Here is a 25883-nt window from a genome sequence, read left to right as displayed (position 1 = left end):
TGTCTGATTGGATGAAAAATCAAAGATTTGAAGTTGTTTCAGCCATCAAAAATGATAAATTAAAAAATAAGTTTAGAGTTCTACATGCCATCTAAATCGAAGTTTAAACAGTCAACACTGGTTCATTCTATGCATTTAATTTTTAAAATGCAGGGTTTTCCTAAACTTATTTGTAGCGGTTTTTTAATTACTTCTTGCATATCAGTTGCTTATGCGCAAGAGCAAATTTTAAACCCGACTGAAAATCAGACAGCAGATCAGGCCGAACAACAGGCCAATGCGGCAACTGCTTTGATGAAGCAGCAACAAGCGCTTCTGAATGATCAAGAAAATTCGTTGTCTGTGCAGGACAGTTTGACGGCTTTAAAGCAGCAAGAACAGTCTGTAAATCAGATTGACGAGTTAAAACCGATTCAGTTGGATGATAATTTAGAGAATTTGCCAGTGATTCCTGTGGATCAATCGATGGCAAATGAAATCTTTCGCGTCGCGGAAGATGCAAAGAATGAAGCAAAGAACTATCGCGAAAATACTGCTAAAACCCCTGAAGTCTCGGTAAGCGATGTTTCTCAATCTGAACTGACTGAAATTAAAAGTGCGCCTGTCAACATTGATCAGTTGATGCGTGATATCCAGACTGACAGCAAGATTGTAGTAGAAGCCAATGAGGCGGGACGAACCTTACCTGAATTTCAGACTCAAACAGAGCAGAGTGCTGAAAAAGAAGGTTTCTTTAAAAGAATCTGGCATCGCTTGCGTCCAGAGAATCTGCTAAATACAGATAAAGTACCTCGTATTACCGCAGATGTTACGGGCGCACCGCCAATTCTGGCTGCAAATATCAAAGCCAAGTTATCCAGTTTTACTCAGGAATCTTTTGAAGAGTTTAATGTTGCCTTGCCGCAATTACGTGCTTTGACCAATCAGGCAGCACAAGCAGTGGGTTATTACAATGCTACTTATACTTTTGTGAAAGAAAGCGAGAGTAAAGTTAAGGTTATTGTGGTGCCAAATGAACCCGTCAAAATTAAAGAACAAAATATTGAATTTACGGGTGCGGGTGCAAATATTCCTCAATTCCAGGTGATTCGTTTGATTCCAGAGCAGGATGAAGGCGATATTTTTAACCATGGAAAATATGAAGAGACAAAAAACAAGATCACGACCGTTGCGACAGATAATGGTTATTTTGATGCGTTCTGGCGCTTGCACGATGTGAAGATTAGCCAGCCTGAGAAAACCGCAGACATTAACCTGAAATATGAAACAGGTGATCGTTACAAACTGAAGAAAGTTGAATATCGGATGAGTGATCCGAGCAAGCCATTACCTTTAACCCAAAAAGTGCTGGATAGTCTGGCGCCCTGGAATGAAGATGATGACTATGCCTTCTGGCGTGTCAATGCTCTGGCCAATAACTTAACCAATACCCGTTATTTTAACTATACGCTGGTGGATACGATCAAACCGGATGCCATTCAGCCGCCACTTGAGTTACCACCAGATTTGCAAGCTCTGGTGGATCAGCAACGTATTCAACAGTCACAGTTGTTAAATAGTCAGCAAAAGGCTGATCTTGCACGCGCAAAAATTACCTCGGCGGAAGAAGTCACTCAAGATGTTGTAGATGAGTCGCAATTCTCAGGCGGTGAACAGGCACAGACCTATTCTTTAGCCCGTTCAATGCCGATGCCAACGCATGATGAAGATGATGAAACGCGTCAAAAACAAGAAGAGCAAGCACGTATCGATCAGAAAATTCCTGTGGTCGTGACTCTGAATGCGGACCGTTTAAATAGTCTAGAGACGGGTATTGGTTATGGGACCGATACTGGGGCGCGTATTCGTACCCAATATCGCCGAGCGATTGTCAATAAATATGGTCATTCTTTTGATGCCAACGTCGAGGTTTCTGAAATCCGTCAGTCGATTGATGGTCGTTACAGCATTCCTTATAAGCATCCGTTAAATGACTATTTCAACCTTGTGGGTGGTTATGAGCGTGAAACGCGTGATGATATTGGGCCAGATGTTAACTTGCTGATCGAGTCTGCGGTCGTGGGTGGTGAGCGTGTCATCAAAAATCCACTCGGCGACTGGCAACATACTTTTGGCTTGCGTTATCGTTTAGACCGTTTAACTGAAAAAGGAATTGTGGATATTGATGAAATTCCAGATGCCTTTAAAGTTTCGCAACCTGAGCAAGAATCTTTGCTCTTGAGCTATGAAGCTTCTAAAACCAATAGCAATACTCGTTTGAATCCAACCAAAGGGTTTAAACAAACCTATAAAGTTGAACTGGGTACAGAATCATTATTGTCTGATGCCAATATGGCAATTGTGAGCGCAGGCTGGCGCTTTATTTATTCACTGGGTGAAAATGACAATCACCAGTTTGTTGGTCGTGGCGATGCAAGCTATATTTTTACCGATGATTTTAATAACGTGCCTTATAACTTACGTTTCTTTACCGGTGGCGATCAGTCTTTACGTGGTTTTGACTATAAGAGCTTATCTCCAGAAGAAAATGGCTATAAGTTGGGTGGACAAGCTTTAGGGGTTGGTTCATTAGAATATAATTACCAATTTAAAGATGGCTGGCGTGCGGCCGTATTCTCGGATTTTGGTAATGCTTACGACAAACAGTTTAGCAATCCAACAGAATATAGTGTGGGTGTCGGTATTCGCTGGAGATCACCAATTGGACCGATTCGTCTCGATATTGCCTCTGGTATTTCGAATGAGAATAATCCGATCCGATTGCATTTCTTTATTGGTCCACAACTTTAAAACTTTTTTATAACCCTTCTATAAAGGGAAAACAATTTCAGGTTGATTATGACGGAAGTAGAACAGCAACTGACACCTCCAGCTGGACCAAGAAAAAATCGGCACATTGTTCGAAATATTGTGCTGATCGTGCTGATCATTCTTTTATTATTGGTCAGCTCTTTAGTTGTAATGATGTCTACGGATAAAGGTAGCCGTTTTCTATTAGATCGCGTGCTGCAAAGCCAGAAAATTATTAAATACGAATATGAAGGCGGTAATCTGCTATCGGGCATTGTCCTGAAAAATATTCTGGTGCAGTTACAGGCCGTTGATGTTTCTTTAGATCGTGCCGATGTCTCTTTGGGCTGGAGAGCGATTCTAAGTAAAGAAGTACATTTGAGTCATGCCGATGTTCGTAACCTGAAAATTATTAATAAAAAACCACCATCAGATGAACCGTTTGGATTTGATCCGATCAAGCTGCCATTTGTCTTGCGTATCAATGAAGCCAGTCTGGATCATCTGGAAATCCAGACCGCAACCTCAAAGGTTGATTTTAATGATGTTTATCTAAAAGATGCGTTGTGGTCTGAGACCAAGCTGGAATTTGAAGACTCGCGTATGGATATGGGCTATTTAGCTGTCCAGAATGCTTCAGGTCAGATGGATTTTAGTGGTAAATATCCTTTAAATGCCAATGCTGATTTAATTATTCCGTCGTTAAAAAGTCTGGATATTGAAACGATTAAGGTTGCAGCGCGTGGTTCTTTAGATACCTTGAGAGTAGGCGTTGCAACAACCACACCTGATTTGCTCACAGGTCGGGCAACGCTTCATCCTGTGCGTGAACATGTGCCAATGCAAGGTGAGTTATTTTTAAAAAATTATCATTTGCCATTACTAAAAGACCAGAAACTCGTTGCTAAAGATGGCGTGGTCAGATTTAACGGTGATATACAAAAGCTGGCCTTAAATCTCGATACGGATTTAAAAGGTGAGCAAATTCCTGAAGGGAAATATACCGCACTGATGGATACTGATTTAACCCATCAGTTAAATATCCGTGATTTTAATGGTCAGTTAATGAAAGGTGCTGTCAGCCTGAAGGGTATAGTTAACTGGCATGAGCATGTCTCTTGGGATGTTAAAGGTCGTCTTGACCATCTGGATCCTGAAAACACCACAGTACCGCAGATCGCACAAGACTTTTTACCACCAAAACTTGATGCAAATATTAGCTCTGCTGGTTCATTGGAAAAAGGTTTGGCGCTAACGGCTCAAGTGGACTTTGATAAATATGAGACTTGGGCACTTAAACTTGATCAGGCTGAAGAAAAAAATAATAAAGCTCAGCCTATGCTGCTGGATATTTCATGGAAAGGCATTGATCGCGCCATGCCTTATATTGGCTGGTTGAGTAGTGAGGAAGGTCATACCAATGTGGCACTCAAAGAGGGACAACAGGATATTTATGTTGCAACCACTGTGCGTCCGCATGAACAGGCTTTATTACCAACAGGTAAATATGAAGCGCGACTCGATTTAAAAGACAATCTGTTAAATGTCGAAAATTTCCGTTACCAAGCTGAAAAAGGCAGTTTGTCTGGTCTGGCAAAAGTTAAATTGCCAACTGAAAAGCAGCAACTGTCATGGCAAGCTCAGCTTAAAGCTCAAGATTTTAATCCGCAAACTGTTGCTGAGGCTGCACCTGTTAATTTGTTAAATGGTGATATTAAAGCAAGTGGTTTTGCCAAGCCAAATCAGCAAGTGATTCAGCTTGAACAAATTGATCTGAAAGGCCAGCTTGCTCAAGCCAATCAACAGGAAACCATTGCCTTAAAAGGAAAAAGTACAGCAGCTTTAATTTTCCATGACGAAAAAGCGGGTGGCGGATTCAAGAGTTTTGCTGTGGACTATAACGGCTCTTTAAATGCTTTGAATCAAGGTGATGGTCTATTAAAAATCAATGTCGCAGGAACACCTGATTATATTAAGATTAATGAACTGAAGCATGATGGCGTTGCGGGTAAGGTCTTTGCGACGGGTGCCGTGAATCTTAAAGATAAGCTCGGTTGGGATATCGATGCTTCGCTGGTACGTTTTAAACCACAATATTTTGTTTCCAGTGTCAAAGGTGAAGTGTCGGGGCATGTTAAAACACAAGGTGTCTGGTCCGATAAACTGAAACGGATTGATATTCGTCAGCTCAATGCAGCAGGCTTCTTGAACAATAAACCGATTCGTGGTCGTGGTAATCTCAGCTTATTGCTTGATTCAAATCAGGAAGGTTTTTTACCGCAGCAATTTGAGGCCAATGACCTGTTCCTTGCCTATGCACAGAACCAGTTGCAAGCCTCAGGCAATGCACAAAGCTTAAGAATCAAACTGAATGCACCTGCGTTGTACGAGTTATATCCCGGTTTACGTGGACGTGCGTATGGTAGCTTAAACGTTCAGTCACAACCGCGATTAAGAGCAACGGCAAACATGGCGGTCGATGACTTTGGATTTAATGATCTGGTAAGTATCAAGTCATTACGTGTACAAGGTGAACTGCCGACATCTGAGACTACACCAACTCAATTAACTGCGACGTTGACTCAGCTCCGCAATGGTAATCGCGAAATCCAGAATGCCACTGTCAATCTGGCAGGAACACGTAAAGCTCATGTCTTGAAAGTAGAGAGTAAAAACCGTCAGTCTAATTTCTATGTGCAACTGGCAGGTGGCTTTAATCCAAATAATGACTGGTTAGGACTGGTGCAGAAAGGTAACTTTACTTCACGTAATATCAGCCTAGTGCAAAACCAGAATGCACCGATTATCTATACCGCTGCGAAACAGGAACTCTATGTTGGACAACATTGCTGGCAGAGTGCAAATAGTCAGTTATGTCTGGATCAGCCTGCACGCATCAGTAAGGCAAAAGGTAACTTCTCACTGATTACCAAGAATCTGGACTTAAAAGACTTTACTGCATTTATGCCAGAAGGTCTGGCGGTGACAGGTCAGCTCAATGGTTATGCGAAAGCTTCTTGGGCGAATGGCAGTCATCCAAAACTGGATGCCCGTTTAGTGACACGTAAAGGTGAAATCGGTCTGGCAGCAGATGATCCACAAGATCCAGCTACAACTGTGACCTACGATGAATTGAGCCTGATTGCCAAAAGTATCAGTGAGGGAATGTTATTCCGTGTGGATATGAAGACCCCTGATATTGGGACGGGCTATGCCAATGTGATTATTGATCCATTCCAGAATAATATGCCAATGCGCGGCGAAGTGGCCTTTGATGATGTGCAGTTAAAAGTCTTTAAGCCATTTATCAAAGATGTGCGTTCAATGGCTGGCACATTGTCACTGGCTGGAAAAGTAAATGGGACCTTAACGCAACCGCAGATCACGGGTGAAATGCGTTTAAAAAATGGCGCAATCAGCATGATTTCGCTGCCAGTCAATTTAAGTAATATCCAGCTTTATTCATCTATTCGCCAAGACTATGCCACGATTGATGGGGCATTCAACAGCGGACAAGGTGTAGGGCGCTTAAAAGGGAACTTTGACTGGAAGAATGATCCACATTTAAATCTGACATTAAAAGGCGATAACCTACTGATTCGTCAGGCGCCAATGATTACGGCAATTGTAGAACCTGACCTGACGCTGGATGTTTATCCATTTAATCAGCGCCTCAGCTTAAAAGGTAAGATTGATGTTCCGCGTGCTCGTATTTCGATGCCAGAAAGCTCTGCTACGGTTGTGAATCTGTCACCAGATGTGCGCGTTGTTCAGCAAGGCCAAGATTTATTAGCGACCTTAAAAGCAGCTAAACCGTGGGATATTCGTGCCGATATGACCGTGACACTGGGTAATCAGGTCATCTTCCAAGGCTTCGAGAGTACCATTCCGCTGGTCGGACGTTTGCATTTATCTCAACGTGGTCTGGAAACAGCAATGCGTGCCAATGGTGCAATTGGTGTGAGCCAGAAAGTGAAGATTGAAGCCTATGGTCAAAGTCTTGACCTGAACCGTGCGATTGCGCGTTTCAATGGTCCATTGGCGAACCCAACATTGGATATTGATGCCAATAAACCGGTTCAGGGCAGTATGGTTGGTGTGCGGGTAACAGGTACAGCAACCGTGCCGAATATTCAGGTTTATAATGATGCTGGCTTATCTGAACAAGAAGCACTGAATGCCTTACTGACGGGTCGTATTAATGAAGGTAACAGTGGTTTAAGTAATACAGAAGGCTTTAAGTCTGATGTCAATAACACCATTGCTGCCGCAGGGATCAGTATGGGCTTAGGCGGTACACGTGCCTTGACCAATCAAATTGGCCGAACCTTTGGCCTGAGTGGTTTGGCACTTGATGCACAAGGGACGGGTGATGATACCCAAGTGAGTCTAACAGGCTATATTACGCCAGACCTGTTCATTCGTTACGGTATTGGGGTATTTACCCCAGTGAACAAGTTAACCTTGCGTTATCAAATGAACCGCCGTTTATATTTGGAGGCAAGTCAGTCCTTAGAACGAGCCATTGATATTTTCTACAATTGGCGTTTCTAGCAAAATTAATCAAAACCTGTTTTACGAAAGTAAAGCAGGTTTTTTTATTTCAGTTTATTTTGTGACTAGATCGTTGTAGAATAATTATAAGATATTGAAAATATTAATATTTGTGAGAAAATTGGGAGAAGTTGAATGAAATCTGTCACTTTAGGTCAGCTTTTGGCAATGCTGAGCTTAGGCGTATTCAGTTTTGGCTTTCAGATTCATGCAAAAGAATACTATAAGTGGGTGGATGCAAAAGGTGTGACGACCTATTCAGCGACACCACAACCCGTTCAAAGACATGAGCCTCAATTAGATCCTGCAAAAAAGACCATAAACCCTACGACGACAAATCCTTCCATTTCAGCATCGGGACAGAATGTTGCGGTCAACTCCAAGGCAACAGCATCTATTCAAACTAAGCCTATAGCTGCCACGACTGAAGGAAATAACACGCTTAAAGCATCATCGGATATGCTTTTTTCAATCAAAAGCTGTAACGGGGTGCGCTGCTGGGACATGAAAGGACAGTCTTATCATCTAGTCGCAGGAACAACTTATCTTTCAGCAAAGGGCGGGAAGTGTCAAAAGATCGCCAATCAGATGCATTGTAATAAATGATTTGTATGTTTTTATTACGGAAAGCAAGGTTTTAGCCGCTTCCTTTTTGCAAAACAAACAAGTTTGAGTATGATGGTGGGCATCAAATTAGCCGCAGTATGAAGATGAAAAAAGTTTTGTTGATTGCAATAGGTTTAGTTTTGGCTGGTTGTGCTGAGAAAAAGCCGTTAACTCCCGAAGAACAATGGCATGGTTACTGTGTCAGTGTAGGGAATGCTGCGCGCTCAATCACTTTAGATCGTCAAAATGGAATTGACCAAAAGCAGGCAACGGAACATGCGGGTAAAATTGAAGATGAAATGACACGTAAGTTTATCTTTAATATTTTGGATACGGTTTATGCAATTCCAGTCGATGAACTGAAAAAAGATCCAGAAGCATTACGTGAAAATTTAAAGAAAAAATTTATGGAAGAATGCTTGGCTACACCACATGACAAGCTACCGAACTATAAACTTTTTTAATGTGTTCATAAAAAAGACAACATCGTTTGTCTTTTTTTATAGATGTAATTTATTGTTTTATTAGACTTTAACCTTAGACCAAAGCGGTATTTAAAAGAGGGGATCATTTCGCTATAAAATAATGGACATCACGTAGAAATACGGTAGTTGCATTAACATTTGACGCGAAGTCTAGTAAAATTTTGCTGTCCACATTGCTTGTAAAGCTTGTACAAAGCTGGAACTTACAAGTAATTTTTTAAAAAAGAGGAATAACACTGTGCTAGAAGCTTACCGCCAACACGTTGAAGAACGTGCCGCACTCGGAGTCCCACCGAAGCCGCTTGATGATGCTCAAACTGCTGAACTTGTAGCCTTATTAAAAAATCCACCAGCAGGTGAAGAAGCATATCTCGTCGATTTGCTAGAAAACCGTGTTCCAGCAGGTGTTGACCAAGCTGCATATGTAAAAGCTGCTTTCTTAGCTGCCGTTGCAAAAGGCGAAGCAACCTCTCCACTCGTAACCAAAGAACGCGCAGTATACTTACTGGGTACTATGCTTGGTGGTTATAACGTAGCACCGCTTGTTGAGCTTCTTGATAATGCTGAACTTGCTGAGCTAGCTGCTGAAGCATTAAAGAAAACACTTCTTGTATTTGATGCATTCCATGACGTAGCAGATAAAGCTAAAGCAGGTAATGCTGCAGCTAAAGCTGTTTTACAATCTTGGGCTGATGCTGAATGGTTCACTAGCCGTCCAGACGTTCCAGAAGAAATCAAAATCACTGTGTTCAAAGTAACAGGTGAAACCAACACTGATGACTTGTCTCCTGCACAAGACGCTTGGAGCCGTCCAGACATTCCATTACATGCAAATGCAATGTTGAAAAACGAACGTGATGGTATCAACCCTGAAAAACCAGGTGAAGTTGGTCCATTAAGCCAAATTAAAGAACTCATCGCGAAAGGCAACCAAGTTGCTTATGTAGGTGACGTTGTTGGTACAGGTTCTTCTCGTAAGTCTGCAACTAACTCTGTTCTTTGGTTCTTCGGTGACGAACTTCCACACATTCCAAACAAAAAAGATGGTGGTGTGTGCTTAGGTTCTAAAATCGCGCCAATTTTCTTCAATACAATGGAAGATGCAGGTGCATTACCTGTAGAAATCGACGTTGCCAACATGAACATGGGCGACGAAGTTGTATTGAAAATTGACCACGCTGCTGCAAAAGTAACTGCATTTAAAGACGGCACTCAAATTTCAGAAGCTGACCTTAAAACGCCTGTACTTTTAGACGAAGTACGTGCGGGTGGTCGTATTAACCTGATCATTGGTCGTGGTTTAACTGCGAAAGCACGTGAAGAATTAGGTCTTGCACCTTCTACATTGTTCCGTACACCTGTACAACCTGCTGACACTGGCAAAGGCTTTACACAAGCTCAGAAGATGGTTGGTCGTGCATGTGGTTTAGCAGAAGGTCAAGGTATCCGTCCAGGAACTTACTGTGAACCTAAGATGACAACTGTTGGTTCTCAAGATACAACTGGTCCAATGACTCGTGACGAGTTAAAAGACTTGGCGTGCTTGGGCTTCTCAGCTGACTTGGTCATGCAGTCTTTCTGTCACACTGCTGCGTATCCAAAACCAGTTGACGTAACAACTCACCATACATTACCTGACTTCATCATGAACCGTGGTGGTGTATCTTTACGTCCAGGTGACGGTATTATCCACTCTTGGTTAAACCGTATGTTACTTCCAGATACAGTTGGTACTGGTGGTGACTCACATACTCGTTTCCCAATTGGTATCTCATTCCCAGCGGGTTCAGGTCTTGTTGCGTTCGCAGCAGCAACAGGCGTTATGCCACTTGATATGCCTGAATCTGTACTTGTTAAGTTCAAAGGTAAAATGCAACCTGGTATCACTTTACGTGACCTTGTACATGCAATTCCTTACTACGCAATTCAAGCGGGTGACTTAACTGTAGAGAAGAAAGGTAAGAAAAACATCTTCTCTGGTCGTATCCTTGAGATTGACTTGTCAGAAATGGAAAATGACTTGACTGTTGAGCAAGCATTCGAACTTTCTGATGCATCTGCTGAACGTTCTGCTGCTGGCTGTTCAATCACACTTTCTGAAGAGAAAGTTGCTGAATACTTACGTTCTAACATCACCATGTTGAAGTGGATGATCGCAGAAGGTTATGGCGATGCTCGTACTATGGCGCGCCGTGCTGAAAACATGCAGAAGTGGTTAGACAACCCAAGCTTGTTAAAAGCTGATGCTGATGCAGAATACTTAAAAGTTTACGAAATCGATCTTGCTGACATCAAAGAACCAATTCTTTGCTGCCCGAACGATCCAGATGACGCGAAACTTCTTTCTGACGTTCAAGGCGACAAGATTGATGAAGTATTCATCGGTTCTTGTATGACCAACATCGGTCACTTCCGTGCAGCTGGTCAGTTACTTGACAAAGTACCTGGTGGTTCATTGTCTACTCGTTTATGGTTGGCTCCACCAACGCGTATGGACGAGCATCAATTGATGGAAGAAGGCATGTACAACATCTACGGTCGTGCTGGTGCACGTACTGAGATGCCAGGCTGTTCATTGTGTATGGGTAACCAAGCACGTGTAGCACCGAACACAACATGTGTATCGACTTCTACTCGTAACTTCCCGAACCGTTTAGGTCAAGGTGCAAACGTTTACTTAGCTTCTGCTGAGCTTGCATCTGTAGCTGCGGTTCTTGGTAAATTACCAAGCCCAGAAGAATATCAACAGTACGCGTCGCAAATCGACAGCGCTTCTGCTGACATCTACAAATACTTGAACTTCGACAAGATGAGTGAATATACAAAAGAAGCTGATCAAGTTGATACCAAGAAAATCCAAGCTGCTCAATTGACTTAATGAGCTAGGATCAAGAAAAGCCGAAAGGCTTTTCCCTAGCGCAAGAGCAAATCTATGATTTGTTTGAGCAAAAAGCTAGAATAAGGGCTGAGTAATCGGCCCTTATTTTTTATAAAATGAAAAGTATTTTGAAGATATGCGATAATATTTCTGCACTAGTTAACATTATCAATAAAAAACAGAAAGTTGAGGATCTAGAAACAGCAATTAAAGATTTAGTTTCTCTAATGTTAAAGGATTATCCTTATTTAAAACCGCCAAAATTTTCAATTATTCCGACAAAAACCTTAGCATTTTCTGTTTGGTATCAGGAACCAAATGCAATTACAGAAACCTTAATGATTGAGCAAAATGGTTTTACTGCTTATTTATGGAGATGTGATGACCAAAAATGGTATTTGGATGATTTAGATTCTGAACCTCATGAAATTGCTCGTAAATTAATAGAAAATATACCCGTATTTCACTCTATTCCTGAGAATCCTAGAGAGATTAAACACTTACTTGAAGTTGGAATAATGCATTTTAATACGATTTTATTTCCCAATTTTTCAAACAAAGAGTTAGAAGACAGTAGAGAAGTATTGACATGGGACGATCGCTTTTTATTAGTTGGTACTCAAGTGAATAATCTTAAACTTTATAGTCATGAAGAGTGGAAAGCTTTGATTGATAGAGAAAACTACCATTTAAACTAAGATTCTATTTATGGCACTTATACATGACTTTGTTTTATTGAATAAAAATGAATTTTCTTACGAGGATTGCTGTGAGCTTGCAGGTAAGATTTCTTATGATGTTTCAATTGATGACGATTTAATCCTGTATTTTATGGATTACTTAAAGTGGCTACCAACCTACAGTCCTTTATTGAAAATAAGAATGCATGGGCTCGATTATCATGCGATGACTATTATCGATATAGAGGGGGCTACTGAGGCATTCATTTTATTTTCTAGTCTAGTTAATATTTTAAAGTTAGCGCCAAATATCTTAAAGTTAACAGGCGCTTATACTTTTATGTATGCTGATGACGATATGATTGACCCTAATGAAAAGGTTGATCGTATTTTGAAAGAAACTGCTGGTTATGAAAAAATCATGCTTTACAAAAGTAAAGTGATACAACAATTTGAGATATTAGCAGAGCTTATGCGGAAGGTTATTGATTCTAATAATACTTTGTATGTCTTACATTTTGGTGTTTAAGGTTAGAGGAACATTCCTATTCGCGCAGAATGTTCCTCAATTTTAAATCACCAATAACCCAACACTTTCCACCAAAGTCCGCCGATCACCACAAAGATGATGATATTAACCACGCTCATGACAAAGCCAGCTTTCCACCATTCACCGAGTGTGGTGTAGCCTGAGCCAAACACAACAGGCGATGTACCCGTTGCATAATGAGTCAAGGTCATCATGATGCTAGAAGCCGCTGCCATCATTAAGGCAAATAACATCGGTGGGGCACCAAGTGCAAGTCCAGCCGTATAAAAGGCCGCGAACATGGCAGTGATATGTGCCGTAGTACTGGCAAACATATAATGTGCATACAGATAGGCAAGCATCAATAATAAACAGGCAGGCATCCAGCTGAGACCCAAATGACCAATCCCAGTTTCAAGCACACCTGAGAACCATGTGATTAAACCGAGTTTATTTAAATAAGTCGCCATCATCACCAAAGCTGCGAACCAAGTAATGGTATCCCACGCACTTTTTTGTGTCAGGATATCTTCCCAAGTCAGTACGCCAGTAATGAGTAGTAATCCTAAACCAATAAAGGCTGTTGTGGTTGGATCAACCGCCCAAGCTGAACCAAAGATCATGGCAGGGATGCCTGCCCATAACAGCAGTAAAATCCCAAATACCCCAAGCATTATGATTTCATTTTTACTGACAGGCCCCATTTCTTGCAACTTAGTTTTGGCAAACTGAGCTGCATTCGGGGTTTCTTTGACTTCAGGCGGGTACATCCAGTACATAATCAGTGGCATGATGATCAAGGCGATCAAACCCGGTAATAACATCGCCAGTGCCCAAGTACTCCAACTCAATGAAATCTGGCTATTGGTCGCCTTCGCCACTAGATCAACCACCAATGGGTTAGGAGCGGTCGCGGTAATAAACATGGCAGAGGTAATCGGGTTAGCTTGATAGTTCACCAACGCTAAATATTTCCCCATACGACCTTCGGTACCTTTGGCTGGGTCAGAGTCATAGCTCGTGGAAATGGCGCGGACAATCGGGTGAATAATCCCGCCACCACGAGCCGTATTACTTGGGGTCACAGGTGCAAGAATCAGCTCGGAAAGCACCATGCTATAACCGATACCAATGGTCTTCTTGCCCCACACTGCGATAAATAAATAGCCTAAGCGTGCACCCAATCCAGTTTTTTGCAAACCTTTCGAGATCATGATCGAAATACCAATCAACCAGATCAACGGATTGGCGAAGCTGCTGAGGGCATCTTGAATTGCGCCACTTGGTGTGTCGTTGGTGACACCTGTCACGGCGACTAAGGTAATGGCAATAATTGCAATTGCACCAATCGGCATGGCTTTACCAATAATGGCGGCAATGACACCGACAAACATTGCCAATAAATGCCATGCATCAGGGTCGACTCCAGCAGGTACAGGAATCACGAACCAGATGATCAATGCAATAAATAAAGAGATAAGCGTAGGGAGAGCTTTAAATCCCATGTAAATTCCCCTTGTTGTCACGGGCTTAATAAAATTTATAGTTCTTTATGAATGAATCGTTAAAGAAATAACCACTAAGCTTTTATTATCGGTGAATGAGGCCACAAAATTCAAAGAGAGTTTTGTTGAATCAGCGTGAGATAGATCAATGAATTGGCAAATGATTTTGTTTTAAATAGTAAAAGCGAGGTTCCCACCAAAATTTCTTATTAAAAACACAGTCAACGTGCTACATTTTTAAACTGCTTGATCGAACAATAAATACGGTATGACTCAATTTTCATGGCAACAATTAAGACGATTTGTTTATAACAACCTACATAACGATGACTATAAAAGTAGCGTCAGTACCTGTGTGAATTATCTCTTAATCGCATTGATCATTGGCAATGTTGCAGCGGTATTGCTTGAGTCGGTGAATGAGTTTTATAAGCTATATCGTGTCTATTTTGATTTTTTTGAAAATCTCTCGATCATAATTTTTAGTAGCGAATATCTATTACGGCTGTGGAGTGTTGTTGAAAAAAACCCACAAGAGAGCGCTTGGAAACAGCGTCTCCGCTGGATGAGAAGTGGCGGTGCAATTATTGATTTAATGGCAATTTTACCTGCCTATCTAAACTTCTTCGTACATCTCGATCTACGTTTCTTGCGTGTATTACGACTATTCCGTTTATTGAAGCTGACACGCTATTTTGTGTCACTACAAATTCTTTTACGGGTCATTCAGCGAGAAAAAGGCTCGTTCCAAGCTGTTATTTTTATCTTGGTGATTATGATCGTGATGACAGCTTCTGCAATCTATGTGGTTGAGAATAAAGCGCAGCCCGACGCCTTTAGTTCAATCCCTCAAGCGATGTGGTGGGCGGTAGTAACGCTGACCACAGTGGGTTATGGTGATGTGACACCTGTAACTAATTTGGGGCGGATATTAGGGGCATTTATTACCATTCTCGGGGTGGGGATCGCTGCTTTGCCAGCAGGTATTTTGGCCTCAGGTCTAGCCAATGAATTGAATATGCGAAATCAGCGTCTTGAACAGGAGTTTCGTGAAGTTTTACAAGCTAAGGGACTAGATCTATTACATGACCACGTGGAAATTGAACGGATCCGCAAGAAAGTCGGTTTGCCCAAGGAACAAACCCATGAAATTATCATTCAACTTGTTCGAGAAAAAGTACTTGAAGATCAAGAACAGGAAAAAAAGAATTATCGCTTCTGTCCACATTGCGGTGAGAAATTATCTGAATAATTCAAAGATTTATTATAAAAATGTAGAGCAGGGTTAAGTTCAAGTTCTTAATCATTTCTAAGGCTGAATAATTTTAGAGCGCTATAACTTAGGTGTGTTAGCGCTTAGCGCTTTTTTATAACCAAAAGTAAAACTCTTTAAATATTAAGTTGTGCTTAACAGAGATTAAAATCCATTTAAAAAAGTTAACAATAATCTTTCTCGTTTGTGATAGTTTCTTATTATCTATTTTGTATTTTTTAAGCTTATTTTAAGTTTACGCATCCTATGAAGTTCTCCCAACATGATTAAGCGGCGTTACCTGATTTTATTATTACTTCCGCTGGCATTTATTTCCTTATTTGTCGGTGTGGGAGAGATGAGCCTTGCTGGTCTGTGGGCTGGCAATCCTCAAGACTGGCAGTTGTTCTGGACCAGTCGTTTACCACGTTTGATGGCGATTATTGTGGCGGGTGCAGGTCTGAGTGTCTGTGGTTTGATTATGCAGTCGCTGAGTCGTAACCGATTTGTCTCTCCAACCACCGCAGGTTTATATGACTGTGCACGTTTAGGCGTACTGGTTTCGATTATTTTACTGCCAAGTGCTTCGATCTTTATTAAAACTGGTTTTGCGATTGTCGTAACGCTCATTGGTGCGATGGCATTTATGAGTATTCTGGCGACTTTAAAGCATCGTGATACGGTTTTTGTTCCACTAGTGGGGATGATTTTTGGCAGTATCATTTCTGCATTTACCACCTTTATTGCGCTACAACTGGATTTATTACAGAACTTGGCAGGATGGTTGCAAGGGGATTTTTCCACCATTTTAAATGGTCAATATGAGCTGATCTATCTCAGCGTGCCCGTTCTGATTCTGATTTATATCTTTGCCAATCGTTTTGTTTTGGCTGGATTAGGGCAGGATTTTGCGACAAATCTTGGACTGAATTATAAGCAGACTCTTTTTATTGGCCTGTTACTGGTCTCGGTCATTACCGGTGTGGTGATTGTCACTGTGGGTGCGATTCCATTTCTTGGATTGATTGTACCGAATCTGGTGAGTCTGTATCTGGGCGACAATATCCGTAGAACGCTTTCGCATACAGCATTGTTAGGTGCTTTGCTGGTTCTGATTTGTGATGTATTTGGTAGGGTGGTGATTTTCCCTTATGAAGTCTCTGTGAGCCTGATTATGGGTGTGGTAGGAAGCGTGATTTTCCTGTGGTTGCTACTCAGGAGATATCGTTATGCCTCATAAAACCAAGCTGATTGTTTTGGCTGTGTTGGTAATTGCAACGATTGCACTGTACCTCGGCTGGAATTTAGGTGTGGCATGGCAATATGCCTTGAACTTACGCTTAAAAACGGTTGCTGCCATTATCGTAGCGGGTGTTGCAGTCGGTGTTTCGACTTTGGTTTTCCATACTATTGTGAATAATCGGGTGGTGACACCACAGGCTTTAGGATTAGATAAGTTATACGAACTCTCCAAGACGGCGATTATCTATTTCTTTGGTGCCAGTACGTTATTGTCACTGAACTTTGTTACTGATTATCTGATCAGTTTACTGTTAATGGTGACTTTTGCCTTGCTGCTGTATCGGTTTATTTTCCAGAAAGTTGCACAGCAAAATATCTATTTCCTCCTGCTCGTTGGTCTGATCTGCTCGACTTTATTCGACAATATGACCACGTTCTTTCAGGTTTTGCTAGATCCAGATGAATTTCAGATCGCGGCTTATGCCGGTTTTGCCAGTTTTAATGTCGTGAAAATGGAAACCGTGGGGCTGTCCTTGCTGACCATTGTACCGATTTTATTTTACAGCCTGAAGCATTATCACAAGCTCGATGTGATGGCACTGGGACGTGATCATGCGCTGAATTTAGGGCTGGATTATGACAAGACCAGTCGCTTGCTGTTGATCCTCGTGGTATTGGCATTGGCTTCTGCAACAGCGTTAGCTGGACCAATGATGTTCCTCGGATTATTGGTTCTCAACATTACCTTAGAACTGTTCAAGACTCATCAACATCATATCTTACTGCTTGGTATTATTCTGGTCAGCATTCTTTGTCTGATGCTTGGGCAATTCATGGTTCTGCATGTACTGAATTTCAAAACAACGCTCAGTGTGATTATTAACTTTGTCGGTGGAATTTATTTCTTCTGGATCTTATTGAAGGAAAATAAAAAATGGCAATAGAGCTTAAGAATTTAAGTAAAAGCTATCAACAGCAGCGTGTGGTAAATGCGCTTTCGCTGACGATTGCCAAAGGACAGTTTACGGCGTTTATTGGCCCAAACGGTGCAGGTAAAAGTACAGTACTTTCGATGATGAGCCGCTTAATTGAAGCAGATCAAGGCCAAGTTTTGCTGGATGGGCAAGATTTGCAACAGATGAAAAGTGCCGACATTGCCAAAAAACTGGCGATTTTAAAGCAATCTAACCACACCGAGTTACGCCTGAGTATTGAGGATCTAGTTGCTTTCGGTCGTTTTCCCTATTCACAAGGCCGCCTTACACAGGAAGACCGTGAGGTGATAGATCGCTCAATTGCCTATATGGATCTGGAAGCCTTAAGACACCGACAAATCAGTGAATTGTCGGGTGGGCAGCGACAACGCGCTTATATCGCCATGATTCTGGCACAAGACACCGAATATATCTTGCTTGATGAACCTTTGAATAATCTGGATATGAAGCATTCTTCCCAGATCATGCGGGTCTTAAAAGATTTGGCTGAGAATCATGGCAAATCAATCATTGTGGTGATTCATGACATTAACTTTGCTTCCGTCTATGCCGATCACATCATTGCCATGAAAGAAGGTGAATTGGTGTATCAAGGGCATCCACAACAGTTGATGGATGAACATATTCTGCAAGATATTTTTGATTTCCATATTCCGATCCAGCAGGTTCAGCAACATAAATTAGGTTTGTATTTTATTAGTTAGGAGTTCGTTATGCGTTTCAAAAAAACATTGCCAGTCATGATGCTGAGTGTGGCATTGGCTGCATGTGGTAATTCCAACACACCTTCGGCAAATCAGGACAGTAATACTACTGCTACACATGAAACCTTAAGTTTTAACAGCAAGGCAGGGCAGATTACCATTCCAGCGAATTTATCGCGTATTGCTGTACTGGATACCAGTGCTTTAAATACCATTCATGCTTTGGGCGCGGACGATAAAGTGGTTGCCTTGCCAAAAGGAACGCCGTTGCCGAAAGTCTTGCAAAATTTCAGTGAAGGTAAATATCTGGATGTAGGGACAGTGAAAGAACCGAATCTGGAAAAAATTGCAGCCAGTCAGCCTGAACTGATCTTGATGAGTGGCCGCATGGAAAATCTGGTGGGTCAAATCAAGCAGATCGCGCCAACTTATTTTGTCGATGTGGATTACAACGATCAGTTCAATTCTTTTAAACAGCAAACCTTGAATATTGCTGAAATGGTGGGCAAGAAGCCTGAGGCAGAACAGCAATTACAGACTTTGGAAAAAGATATTGCTGCATTAAAAGACAAGACCAAAGGTAAAACGGCTTTGGTAATTCTGGTGAATAACAGCAAGATTGCTGCTTATGGCCCAGGTTCGCGTTTTGGTAATATTCATGACCTGTATGGATTTACACCAGCCGATCCTTCAATCAAGGTGGGATTGCATGGTATGGCGGTATCGCATGAGTTTATTGCCCAGAAAAATCCAGATTATCTATTTGTGATTGATCGTGGTGCAGCAATTACTGAAAATCAGGAAGGTGCAAAGCGCGTATTGAATAATAAGATTATTAATGAGTCCAAAGCTGCGAAAAATGGCAATATTGTCTATCTGGATTCGAGTAACTGGTATTTGATGAATAACGGCTTGGGTGGCATGAAAGCCATGCTTAAAGAAGTCGCGGATGCCGTGAAATAAAATCTAATTTGCCGATTTTATAACAAAAACCCGCAGGACTTTCGGCGGGTTTTTTATATGATGATATAAATAATGAGATCAATACTTTTATAAAATGATGCGTATTTCTTTATTAAGCTTGGGTACTGCGATTCTAGCCATTCTATTGGTCATTTCAGGGATCCAGCCTTTTGATCGTACCACTTGGTGGCTTGAAGTCACGCCCGTGCTGATTGCGATACCGTTATTATTTGTCACTTATAAAACTTTTCCACTCACCCATTTGCTGTACGTACTTATTTTCTGTCATGCCATTGTGCTGATTGTAGGTGGGGCGTATAGCTATGCGCGTGTGCCTTTCGGTTTCGAAATCGCACAATGGTTTGGTTTGGATCGTAATCCCTACGACAAGATTGGGCATTTTATGCAGGGCTTCGTGCCAGCAATAGTGGCTCGTGAAATATTGATTCGAAATCATATTTTAGCCAAAGGCAAAATGCTGAGCTTTATTGTGATTTGTATTGTGTTGGCAATCAGTGCGACCTATGAATTGATCGAATGGGCTGCAGCATTGTTATTGGGACAGGGAGCAGAAGAATTCCTCGGAACTCAAGGGGATGAGTGGGATACGCAATCAGATATGTTTTTTGCCTTGATTGGGTCGATCATGGCCTTATTATTGTTATCAAAGTGGCATGATCGACAGATTGCAAATTTAATGCATGAAAATGAGTAAATGAAACTGCCGTTAAGATGCAGCAGTTTCGTTTTTCTGTGAATATTTGGCATAAGCCAGCGCAATTAATAAAATCGCCAAACCACCTAAACTTAAGACAAAACCAACCCAGATCGGTGCTAACCAGCCCATATTATGACTGAGTACCCATCCACCTAAGAATGCACCCAGAGCATTGGCAAGGTTAAATGCTGAATGATTGAGAGAAGCTGCCAGAGTTTGTGCATCGCCAGCAATATCCATGAGATGTGTCTGTAAGGCACCGCCTAAACCAATCACGGTAAAACCAATCAGGAATAAAGCTGCAATCGCGGTATAAAGATTCGACATCATAAAGCTGGCTGCGACAAAGGCAAGTGCAGAGCTGATCAGAATTCCGATAATGGTTTTAAACAGATTCTTATCGGCCAGCCAACCTGCAACCAGACCACCAATGACCATGCCTATGCCCCAAATTGCTAAAGCAATCGGCACGACACTGATATTGGCATGAGTATATTCCGTCAGAATCGGTGAAACATAGCTATACACCGAGAACATGCCACCAAAACCGATTGCGCCAACCGCAAGTGTCAGCCACATATTGATATTTTTTAGACCTGCCAATTCAGCCTTGATACTTGCACTCTTTTGCAGAGGAATATTCGGAACAAATAAGCCAACACCAATCAGGGTAATAAACGCAATTACTGCAGAAAATTCGAATCCTGCTTTCCAGCCAAATTGCTGACCGAGCCATGTGGCAATGGGTACACCAATCACATTCGCAATGGTTAAGCCCATCATCACTTGGGCAATTGCAGTAGCACGACGTTGTTTGCCTGCCAGTTCAGCAGCAACCAGCGCCGCTACACCAAAGTAAGCGCCATGTGGAAAACCTGCAATAAAGCGGGATACCAGCATGGTTTCTGGTGTTGTGGCAAAAGCTGTCGCTGCATTGGCTAACCCATAAAAAAGCATCAGGCATAGCAATAACGTTTTACGCGGAACTTTTGCGCCGAGGATGGCAATAATCGGTGCACCAACCATGACCCCAAGCGCATAAGCACTAATGAAATAGCCGGCATGAGGAACACTGACATTTAAGTCCGTGGCGATTTCCTGAATCAGACCCATAGCGACGAATTCAGTTGTTCCAATACAGAAACTACCGACAGCCAATGAAAAAATAACCAGAAATAGGGAATAATTGTGTGAGGGAGATGTGTGCAAGGGAGAGCTTGGCGAAGACATAATATCTCGAGTCTAAAAGTACCGCCGTATTATATTCGAGTCGCATTCAGAAAAGTGAAACAGCACATAATTTTTATCTCATTCTCTGCATAAGTTCAGGTCAAAAAAGATATTATGTAATGATAATTATTTTCATTTATGTATAATGCAAAACATACATATTTAGATGACAACTTTCAGGGTGGAAAAGTGAAAAAATTATTAATCAGTTCATTGCTACTTGTTTCTGGCTATAGCGCTGCACATGAACCGTATGTTGCACCAATTGCCTATACAACTGAGCAAACACAAGTGGCGATTATTTCTGGTTATGCAGAAGAAGCCTTAAACAGTGAATATGCGTTGAAAGATGCAAAGTTTGAGATCACTGCGCCGAATAAGACCAAAACCAGCATTCAAGCTGATTCCAAACTTGGTTCAGCGACAGTATTTGATTTGAAATTGCCAGAAGCGGGCACTTATCTGATCCAAACTAAGGCATCTTATCCATTGAAATACGTACAAGATCAAAAAGAATGGAAAATGTTCTTTGATATGCCTGCTGATAAAGCACCTGCAAAAACTGAGCGTGATTTTGTGATTCCTGCGGATTTAAAAGCTAAAAAAATTAGCCCAGTAGAAATCACGCGAGAATGGACGTTATTGACGTATGTAAGTAAAGAAAAACATACTCCCGTTCAAGCAAGTACAGCACCGATTCAGGTTGAGTTTTTAACGCATCCAAACGAGTTAAAGGCCAATCAGGCAGTAAAAATTAAAGTATCGAAAGCCAATAAAGCCTTAGCAAATGCCGAGGTGGTGATTCGTGCCAAAGGTACGACCGATAAGCAAGGAATCAGCTTGAAAACGGCGGCGGATGGCAGTGCTGAGCTGTTATTTCCAAAAGCTGCTGAGTATTTGATTGAAGTGAGTGAAACGGTGGATGTGAAACAAAAGCCGAGCAATCAGTTCTATAGCATTATCAGTGTTGCTGTAAATTAAGATGTGAAAAGGCTAATTCACGAGAATTAGCCTTTTTATTTCGATTTCATTTTTATTGATTAGACTCATCATCCATCGCATTGCTATAAAATTTCACACCCAGTTGAATTCGGTCACGACCATTGCTCATACGCCAGCGATTGGTATCTCTGAGTGAATAGACACAACCACAATATTCTTGTTGATAAAACTCTTCACGTTTACTGATTTCCAGCATACGTACTGCGCCACCGTGTTTACGCCAGTTATAATCCCAATATTGAATATCTGGATAATGCGCGGCAGCACGTAGCCCACAATCATTAATTTGCTGCATGTTTTTCCAACGGGAAATCCCGAGCGAACTACTGATCAGACTAAAACCATGTTCATAGGCGTAGAGGGCAGTCCGTTCAAAACGCATATCAAAACACATGGTGCAACGAATGCCTTTTTCAGGTTCATTTTCCATGCCTTTAGCGCGTGCAAACCAGTTGTCGGTATCGTAATCACAGTCGATAAACGGAATATTATGCTTCTCGGCAAAACGGATATTTTCTTCTTTACGAATCAGATATTCCTTTACCGGATGAATATTGGGATTATAAAAAAAGATCGAAAAGTCAATACCTGACTCAATCAAGGTTTCCATGACTTCCCCCGAACATGGCGCACAGCATGAGTGCAGCAGTAACTTGTCATGTCCTTCGGGTAAGCTGAGTTTTTGGCGTTCAAGCGTCTTTTGACTTTGACGGGTCATAGGCGACATGGTCTATAAAAATAATTTTATATTGTAAAAGTTTTAAATGAGTAAAACGTTTGAATTAACTGAAATATTCTCAGTTCAAGCTGAAAATTTTTAAAGCCTAAAAGTATATTTCCTTGTTTCATTATTTAAGGTTGAATAGAGTTTTTTCAAAATTCGAAAAATAATCAATAATTGGCAAGAAATTACTGTTCAAAGTTCCTTCTCCCTTAGGGAGAAGGTTAGGATGAGGGGTTTCATATAAATTTTTTCCTTGAGATTAGGATTATTAATTTTGTTAAAAAATATACATTGTTTAAATTAGAAAATTTCATTGCATAGGAAATGATTGAAATTAAATTCATGTTGAGACTTACTAATCAATTTTATGCTAAGATGAAATAAATTCAATTTTGGATGTTGCTGTGCTAGAACTCCGTCATTTAAAAACATTACTTGCGTTAAGAGAACATGGTTCATTGGTCGCTGCGGCAACTGATTTATGCCTGACACCGTCTGCAATTTCTCATCAATTAAAAGAACTTGATCATTGGTATGGGGTAGAAGTGGTGAATCGCCGTAGTCGCCCTGTCAGCTTTTCCAATGTCGGAGAGCGTTTGCTTAAACTGGCAGATGATGTATTGCCGCAAGTTCAGATTGCACAGACTGATATTACCCGTATCGTGCATGGTCAGACGGGACGAATTATTTTCTCTTCGGAATGCCATAGCTGTTTTGACTGGCTGATGCCGTTGTTGAATCAATATCGTCATCAATATCCGGATGTAGATTTGGATTTTGCCGCTGGTTTTGAGTCTAATCCACATGAGCTGTTGCAAAATTCCGAGTTTGATTTATTGATCACAGCCGATCCAATTGCCTTGAAGGGAATTGAATATTTTCCAATCTTTAAATATGAATCACGTTTAGTGCTTTCTAGTACGCATCCTTTAGTTCGTGCTGAGCAGGTTTCAGTTCAGGATTTGGCTGAAGAAACCCTGATCACTTATCCTGTCGATAAGCATCGTTTAGACATTATGGCGCATCTGTTTATTCCTGCGAATGTATATCCGAAGCATATTCGTACCACGGATCTGACTCAAATGCTGATTCAACTGGTGGCAAGTGGGCGTGGTATTGCAGCTTTACCAGATTGGGTTGTGAATGAATATGAGCAAAAAGGCTGGGTGGTAAGCCGTCGTCTAGACTGTGTAGCACCAGAAGGCCTAAGACGTACTTTGTATGCGGGCTATCGGGTAGAGGATAAAGAGAAGAACTATTTTGAAGGTTTCATCAAGCAGCTTGAAAAGTTTTCCAAGATGCGTGCCGTGTATTACGAAAATTAATTGAAGTTGATTTAAAAAATAAAGGTAGCAATCGGCTACCTTTATTTTTATGAGGCGATTAAGCAGATCATAAATGTTCTAAGACTTCCCAATCAGCAGAGATAAAATACCTGCGGCAATCAGTGGGCCGACGGGAACACCTCTCAATAAGGCAACACCTGCAACAGTACCGATCAGAAGTCCTGCGACGACATCAGGCTGATTACTCATCAACTTGACTCCGCGACCTCCTAGCCATGCAACCAATAAGCCAACGGCAATTGCTGCCAATGATTTAATACTGATAAATGATTTAAGGATGCTTTCACCACTGATCTTGCCACTTGCAATCGGAGCGAGTACGCCAATAGTGAGGATAATGATACCGATATTTAAACCATGATTCTGAATATAAGGAAAAAACTGGTTTAAAGGTGTCAGTTTGACCAAGATCAGGCAAGCGGCTGCCACCGTGACTGCCGTGTTTTGGCTAAAGATACCGCAACCTAATAAGACAAGCAGAACCACTAAATTGATATCGAATTGTGAGAACATCGCAGGGCATGGAGAGGGAAATAAAGTTGAATTATATCGTAATTTATCGAGGTTTATTTTAAAAACGGCTTTTTCTTATCTTGTGATTGAACTTTAATAACATAAATATTTGAAATTGAATAAAAATAAAGGAAGCCATTTCCAGAATTAGAAATGGCTTTTCCTGAGAAAGTTAGGCCAGTTTTTTGAAGCTTCCGTAGTATGCAATTTGTTCATCCCAGAACTGTTCCCATAAATCACAGTATTCAAGACAGATTTGACGGATTGAATCATATTCAGACTCAACGCAGGCTTGTGCCAGAACAAACCACAAATCATCTTCATGGTCATCATCAGCCGCCTCGGCGGTCGCATCATGTGAAACACCATGAACATAGTAGTAGCCGCTATCGACATCAAAACCAACCGCTTTGGTCGCTTGACGTAAAGCAGGACTGAATAAAATCACTTCTTCTTCTGCCACAGCAAGCAAAGCAGAAACGGCTTGATAGCTGTTAAACGAGTTCTCCAGATAGTTACGCACACGTTGAGCGATTAGCGAAGGTTGATAGTCATTGCGTTCAGACTGGCTCAATTCGAAGTCATTGAGAACCTCTTCGAACAATGGATAATGCGCGTATTCAGGGTTACCAGAATAATAGCCTTCCTGATCCAGACCAGGTCGGAAACCAAATTCATCCAGAATATTCAGGTTTAATAAAAACCGTGGAAACATTTTTGAACCCGATAATAAGCGTGGTTCTAATTGTTTAGTTTGGAATTGTGCCATCAGCAAAGCATCAGTAAATACCTGAACAATGGCATGTCGATATTCGAGATGAATATGTTTTAATGCCTCTTTGTCAATTACACCGTCATTTAAAAGTTGAATGGCAGGATGTCTCGAAACAGGATGATTTGAAATTTCTGCTCTTAATTTGTTCAGAAAGTTCAGATTCTTGTTCCATACGTCTGTAGAAATACTATTCTTCATTCCTTCAATAGCTTTCTGTCTTGGGTTATCAAAGTTTTCAAATTTTTTTGGCATAGTCTTGTACTCGATGAATTAATAATATTATTGCTTTTCCAATTATTTAGTTAGATTTTCTTTGGTTGATTATGGATATAACTATTGGTACAACCAAACATCTTTTTATTTGATGATTTAAATATAATATGATTTTTTTG

The 25883-nt window shown here is 41.2% G+C and carries 20 protein-coding genes; 15 read left to right on the top strand and 5 right to left on the bottom strand.

All coding sequences use genetic code 11. The features are described 5' to 3' along the window. Positions 1-84 precede the first annotated feature (84 nt). From A9Z07_RS10135 to A9Z07_RS10105, 7 genes are all read left to right on the top strand, one after another. On the top strand, positions 85-2790 hold the full coding sequence (locus tag A9Z07_RS10135) for an autotransporter assembly complex protein TamA (protein WP_069578350.1): 2706 nt from the start codon (positions 85-87) through the stop codon (positions 2788-2790). Positions 2791-2838: 48 nt separating this feature from the next. Next, complete coding sequence (locus A9Z07_RS10130; protein ID WP_069578346.1) at positions 2839-7344, top strand: translocation/assembly module TamB domain-containing protein; 4506 nt, start codon at positions 2839-2841, stop codon at positions 7342-7344. Between the two features lie 135 nt (positions 7345-7479). Continuing rightward, positions 7480-7950, top strand: coding sequence for a DUF4124 domain-containing protein (locus A9Z07_RS10125; protein ID WP_069578343.1), 471 nt, complete (start codon positions 7480-7482; stop codon positions 7948-7950). Between the two features lie 104 nt (positions 7951-8054). Beyond that, positions 8055-8414, top strand: coding sequence for a hypothetical protein (locus A9Z07_RS10120; RefSeq protein WP_004772604.1), 360 nt, complete (start codon positions 8055-8057; stop codon positions 8412-8414). Between the two features lie 259 nt (positions 8415-8673). Continuing rightward, a complete protein-coding gene (locus A9Z07_RS10115; protein ID WP_069578340.1) occupies positions 8674-11313 on the top strand; it encodes a bifunctional aconitate hydratase 2/2-methylisocitrate dehydratase in 2640 nt (879 codons plus the stop codon). A gap of 116 nt (positions 11314-11429) precedes the next feature. Further along, complete coding sequence (locus tag A9Z07_RS10110; RefSeq protein WP_047428062.1) at positions 11430-12011, top strand: hypothetical protein; 582 nt, start codon at positions 11430-11432, stop codon at positions 12009-12011. A 10-nt stretch (positions 12012-12021) separates the two neighbouring features. Then, complete coding sequence (locus A9Z07_RS10105) at positions 12022-12522, top strand: hypothetical protein (protein ID WP_069578338.1); 501 nt, start codon at positions 12022-12024, stop codon at positions 12520-12522. A gap of 47 nt (positions 12523-12569) precedes the next feature. On the opposite strand, the gene A9Z07_RS10100 is transcribed toward A9Z07_RS10105, so the two are convergent. Beyond that, positions 12570-14027, bottom strand: a complete 1458-nt coding sequence (locus tag A9Z07_RS10100) for a DASS family sodium-coupled anion symporter (RefSeq protein ID WP_062846199.1) — start codon at positions 14025-14027, stop codon at positions 12570-12572. A gap of 268 nt (positions 14028-14295) precedes the next feature. On the opposite strand from A9Z07_RS10100, the gene A9Z07_RS10095 reads away from it, so the two are divergent. The 6 genes from A9Z07_RS10095 to A9Z07_RS10070 all read left to right on the top strand — a co-directional run bounded on the left by A9Z07_RS10095 (position 14296) and on the right by A9Z07_RS10070 (position 19898). Next, entirely contained in the window at positions 14296-15279 is a 984-nt protein-coding gene (locus A9Z07_RS10095; protein WP_069578336.1) for an ion transporter, read from the top strand. 283 nt (positions 15280-15562) lie between these two features. Beyond that, positions 15563-16519, top strand: a complete 957-nt coding sequence (locus A9Z07_RS10090) for an ABC transporter permease (protein ID WP_069578334.1) — start codon at positions 15563-15565, stop codon at positions 16517-16519. Continuing rightward, a complete protein-coding gene (locus A9Z07_RS10085) occupies positions 16509-17465 on the top strand; it encodes an iron chelate uptake ABC transporter family permease subunit (RefSeq protein ID WP_069578332.1) in 957 nt (318 codons plus the stop codon). Before A9Z07_RS10090 ends, A9Z07_RS10085 begins: the two co-directional genes overlap by 11 nt. Then, positions 17456-18220, top strand: a complete 765-nt coding sequence (locus tag A9Z07_RS10080; protein WP_004772594.1) for an ABC transporter ATP-binding protein — start codon at positions 17456-17458, stop codon at positions 18218-18220. Before A9Z07_RS10085 ends, A9Z07_RS10080 begins: the two co-directional genes overlap by 10 nt. 9 nt (positions 18221-18229) lie before the next feature. Continuing rightward, entirely contained in the window at positions 18230-19183 is a 954-nt protein-coding gene (locus A9Z07_RS10075) for a siderophore ABC transporter substrate-binding protein (protein ID WP_069578329.1), read from the top strand. A 97-nt stretch (positions 19184-19280) separates the two neighbouring features. Next, a complete protein-coding gene (locus A9Z07_RS10070) occupies positions 19281-19898 on the top strand; it encodes a DUF2238 domain-containing protein (RefSeq protein ID WP_069578416.1) in 618 nt (205 codons plus the stop codon). Between the two features lie 12 nt (positions 19899-19910). Here A9Z07_RS10070 and A9Z07_RS10065 read toward each other — a convergent pair whose 3' ends face one another. Next, positions 19911-21131 carry an MFS transporter gene (locus A9Z07_RS10065; protein ID WP_069578327.1) on the bottom strand — a complete coding sequence of 407 codons (1221 nt, stop codon included), beginning with the start codon at positions 21129-21131 and terminating at the stop codon, positions 19911-19913. A 189-nt stretch (positions 21132-21320) separates the two neighbouring features. On the opposite strand from A9Z07_RS10065, the gene A9Z07_RS10060 reads away from it, so the two are divergent. Further along, on the top strand, positions 21321-22112 hold the full coding sequence (locus A9Z07_RS10060) for a DUF4198 domain-containing protein (RefSeq protein WP_069578414.1): 792 nt from the start codon (positions 21321-21323) through the stop codon (positions 22110-22112). A 52-nt stretch (positions 22113-22164) separates the two neighbouring features. Here the strand turns inward: A9Z07_RS10060 and A9Z07_RS10055 are convergent, their stop codons facing one another. Next, positions 22165-22860, bottom strand: coding sequence for an epoxyqueuosine reductase QueH (locus A9Z07_RS10055; RefSeq protein WP_069578325.1), 696 nt, complete (start codon positions 22858-22860; stop codon positions 22165-22167). A gap of 401 nt (positions 22861-23261) precedes the next feature. Here A9Z07_RS10055 and A9Z07_RS10050 point away from each other — a divergent pair, with 401 nt between their 5' ends. Further along, positions 23262-24182, top strand: a complete 921-nt coding sequence (locus A9Z07_RS10050; protein ID WP_004772588.1) for a LysR family transcriptional regulator — start codon at positions 23262-23264, stop codon at positions 24180-24182. A gap of 78 nt (positions 24183-24260) precedes the next feature. On the opposite strand, the gene A9Z07_RS10045 is transcribed toward A9Z07_RS10050, so the two are convergent. Together A9Z07_RS10045 and A9Z07_RS10040 are read right to left on the bottom strand one after the other, a co-directional pair. Next, complete coding sequence (locus A9Z07_RS10045) at positions 24261-24716, bottom strand: DUF441 domain-containing protein (protein WP_004772587.1); 456 nt, start codon at positions 24714-24716, stop codon at positions 24261-24263. Positions 24717-24888: 172 nt separating this feature from the next. Further along, complete coding sequence (locus A9Z07_RS10040; RefSeq protein ID WP_004772586.1) at positions 24889-25743, bottom strand: hypothetical protein; 855 nt, start codon at positions 25741-25743, stop codon at positions 24889-24891. Positions 25744-25883 lie beyond the last annotated feature (140 nt).

Source organism: Acinetobacter sp. YK3 (assembly GCF_001729365.1).
Lineage (GTDB): Bacteria > Pseudomonadota > Gammaproteobacteria > Pseudomonadales > Moraxellaceae > Acinetobacter > Acinetobacter vivianii.
This window is presented reverse-complemented; position numbering and strand designations above follow the sequence as displayed.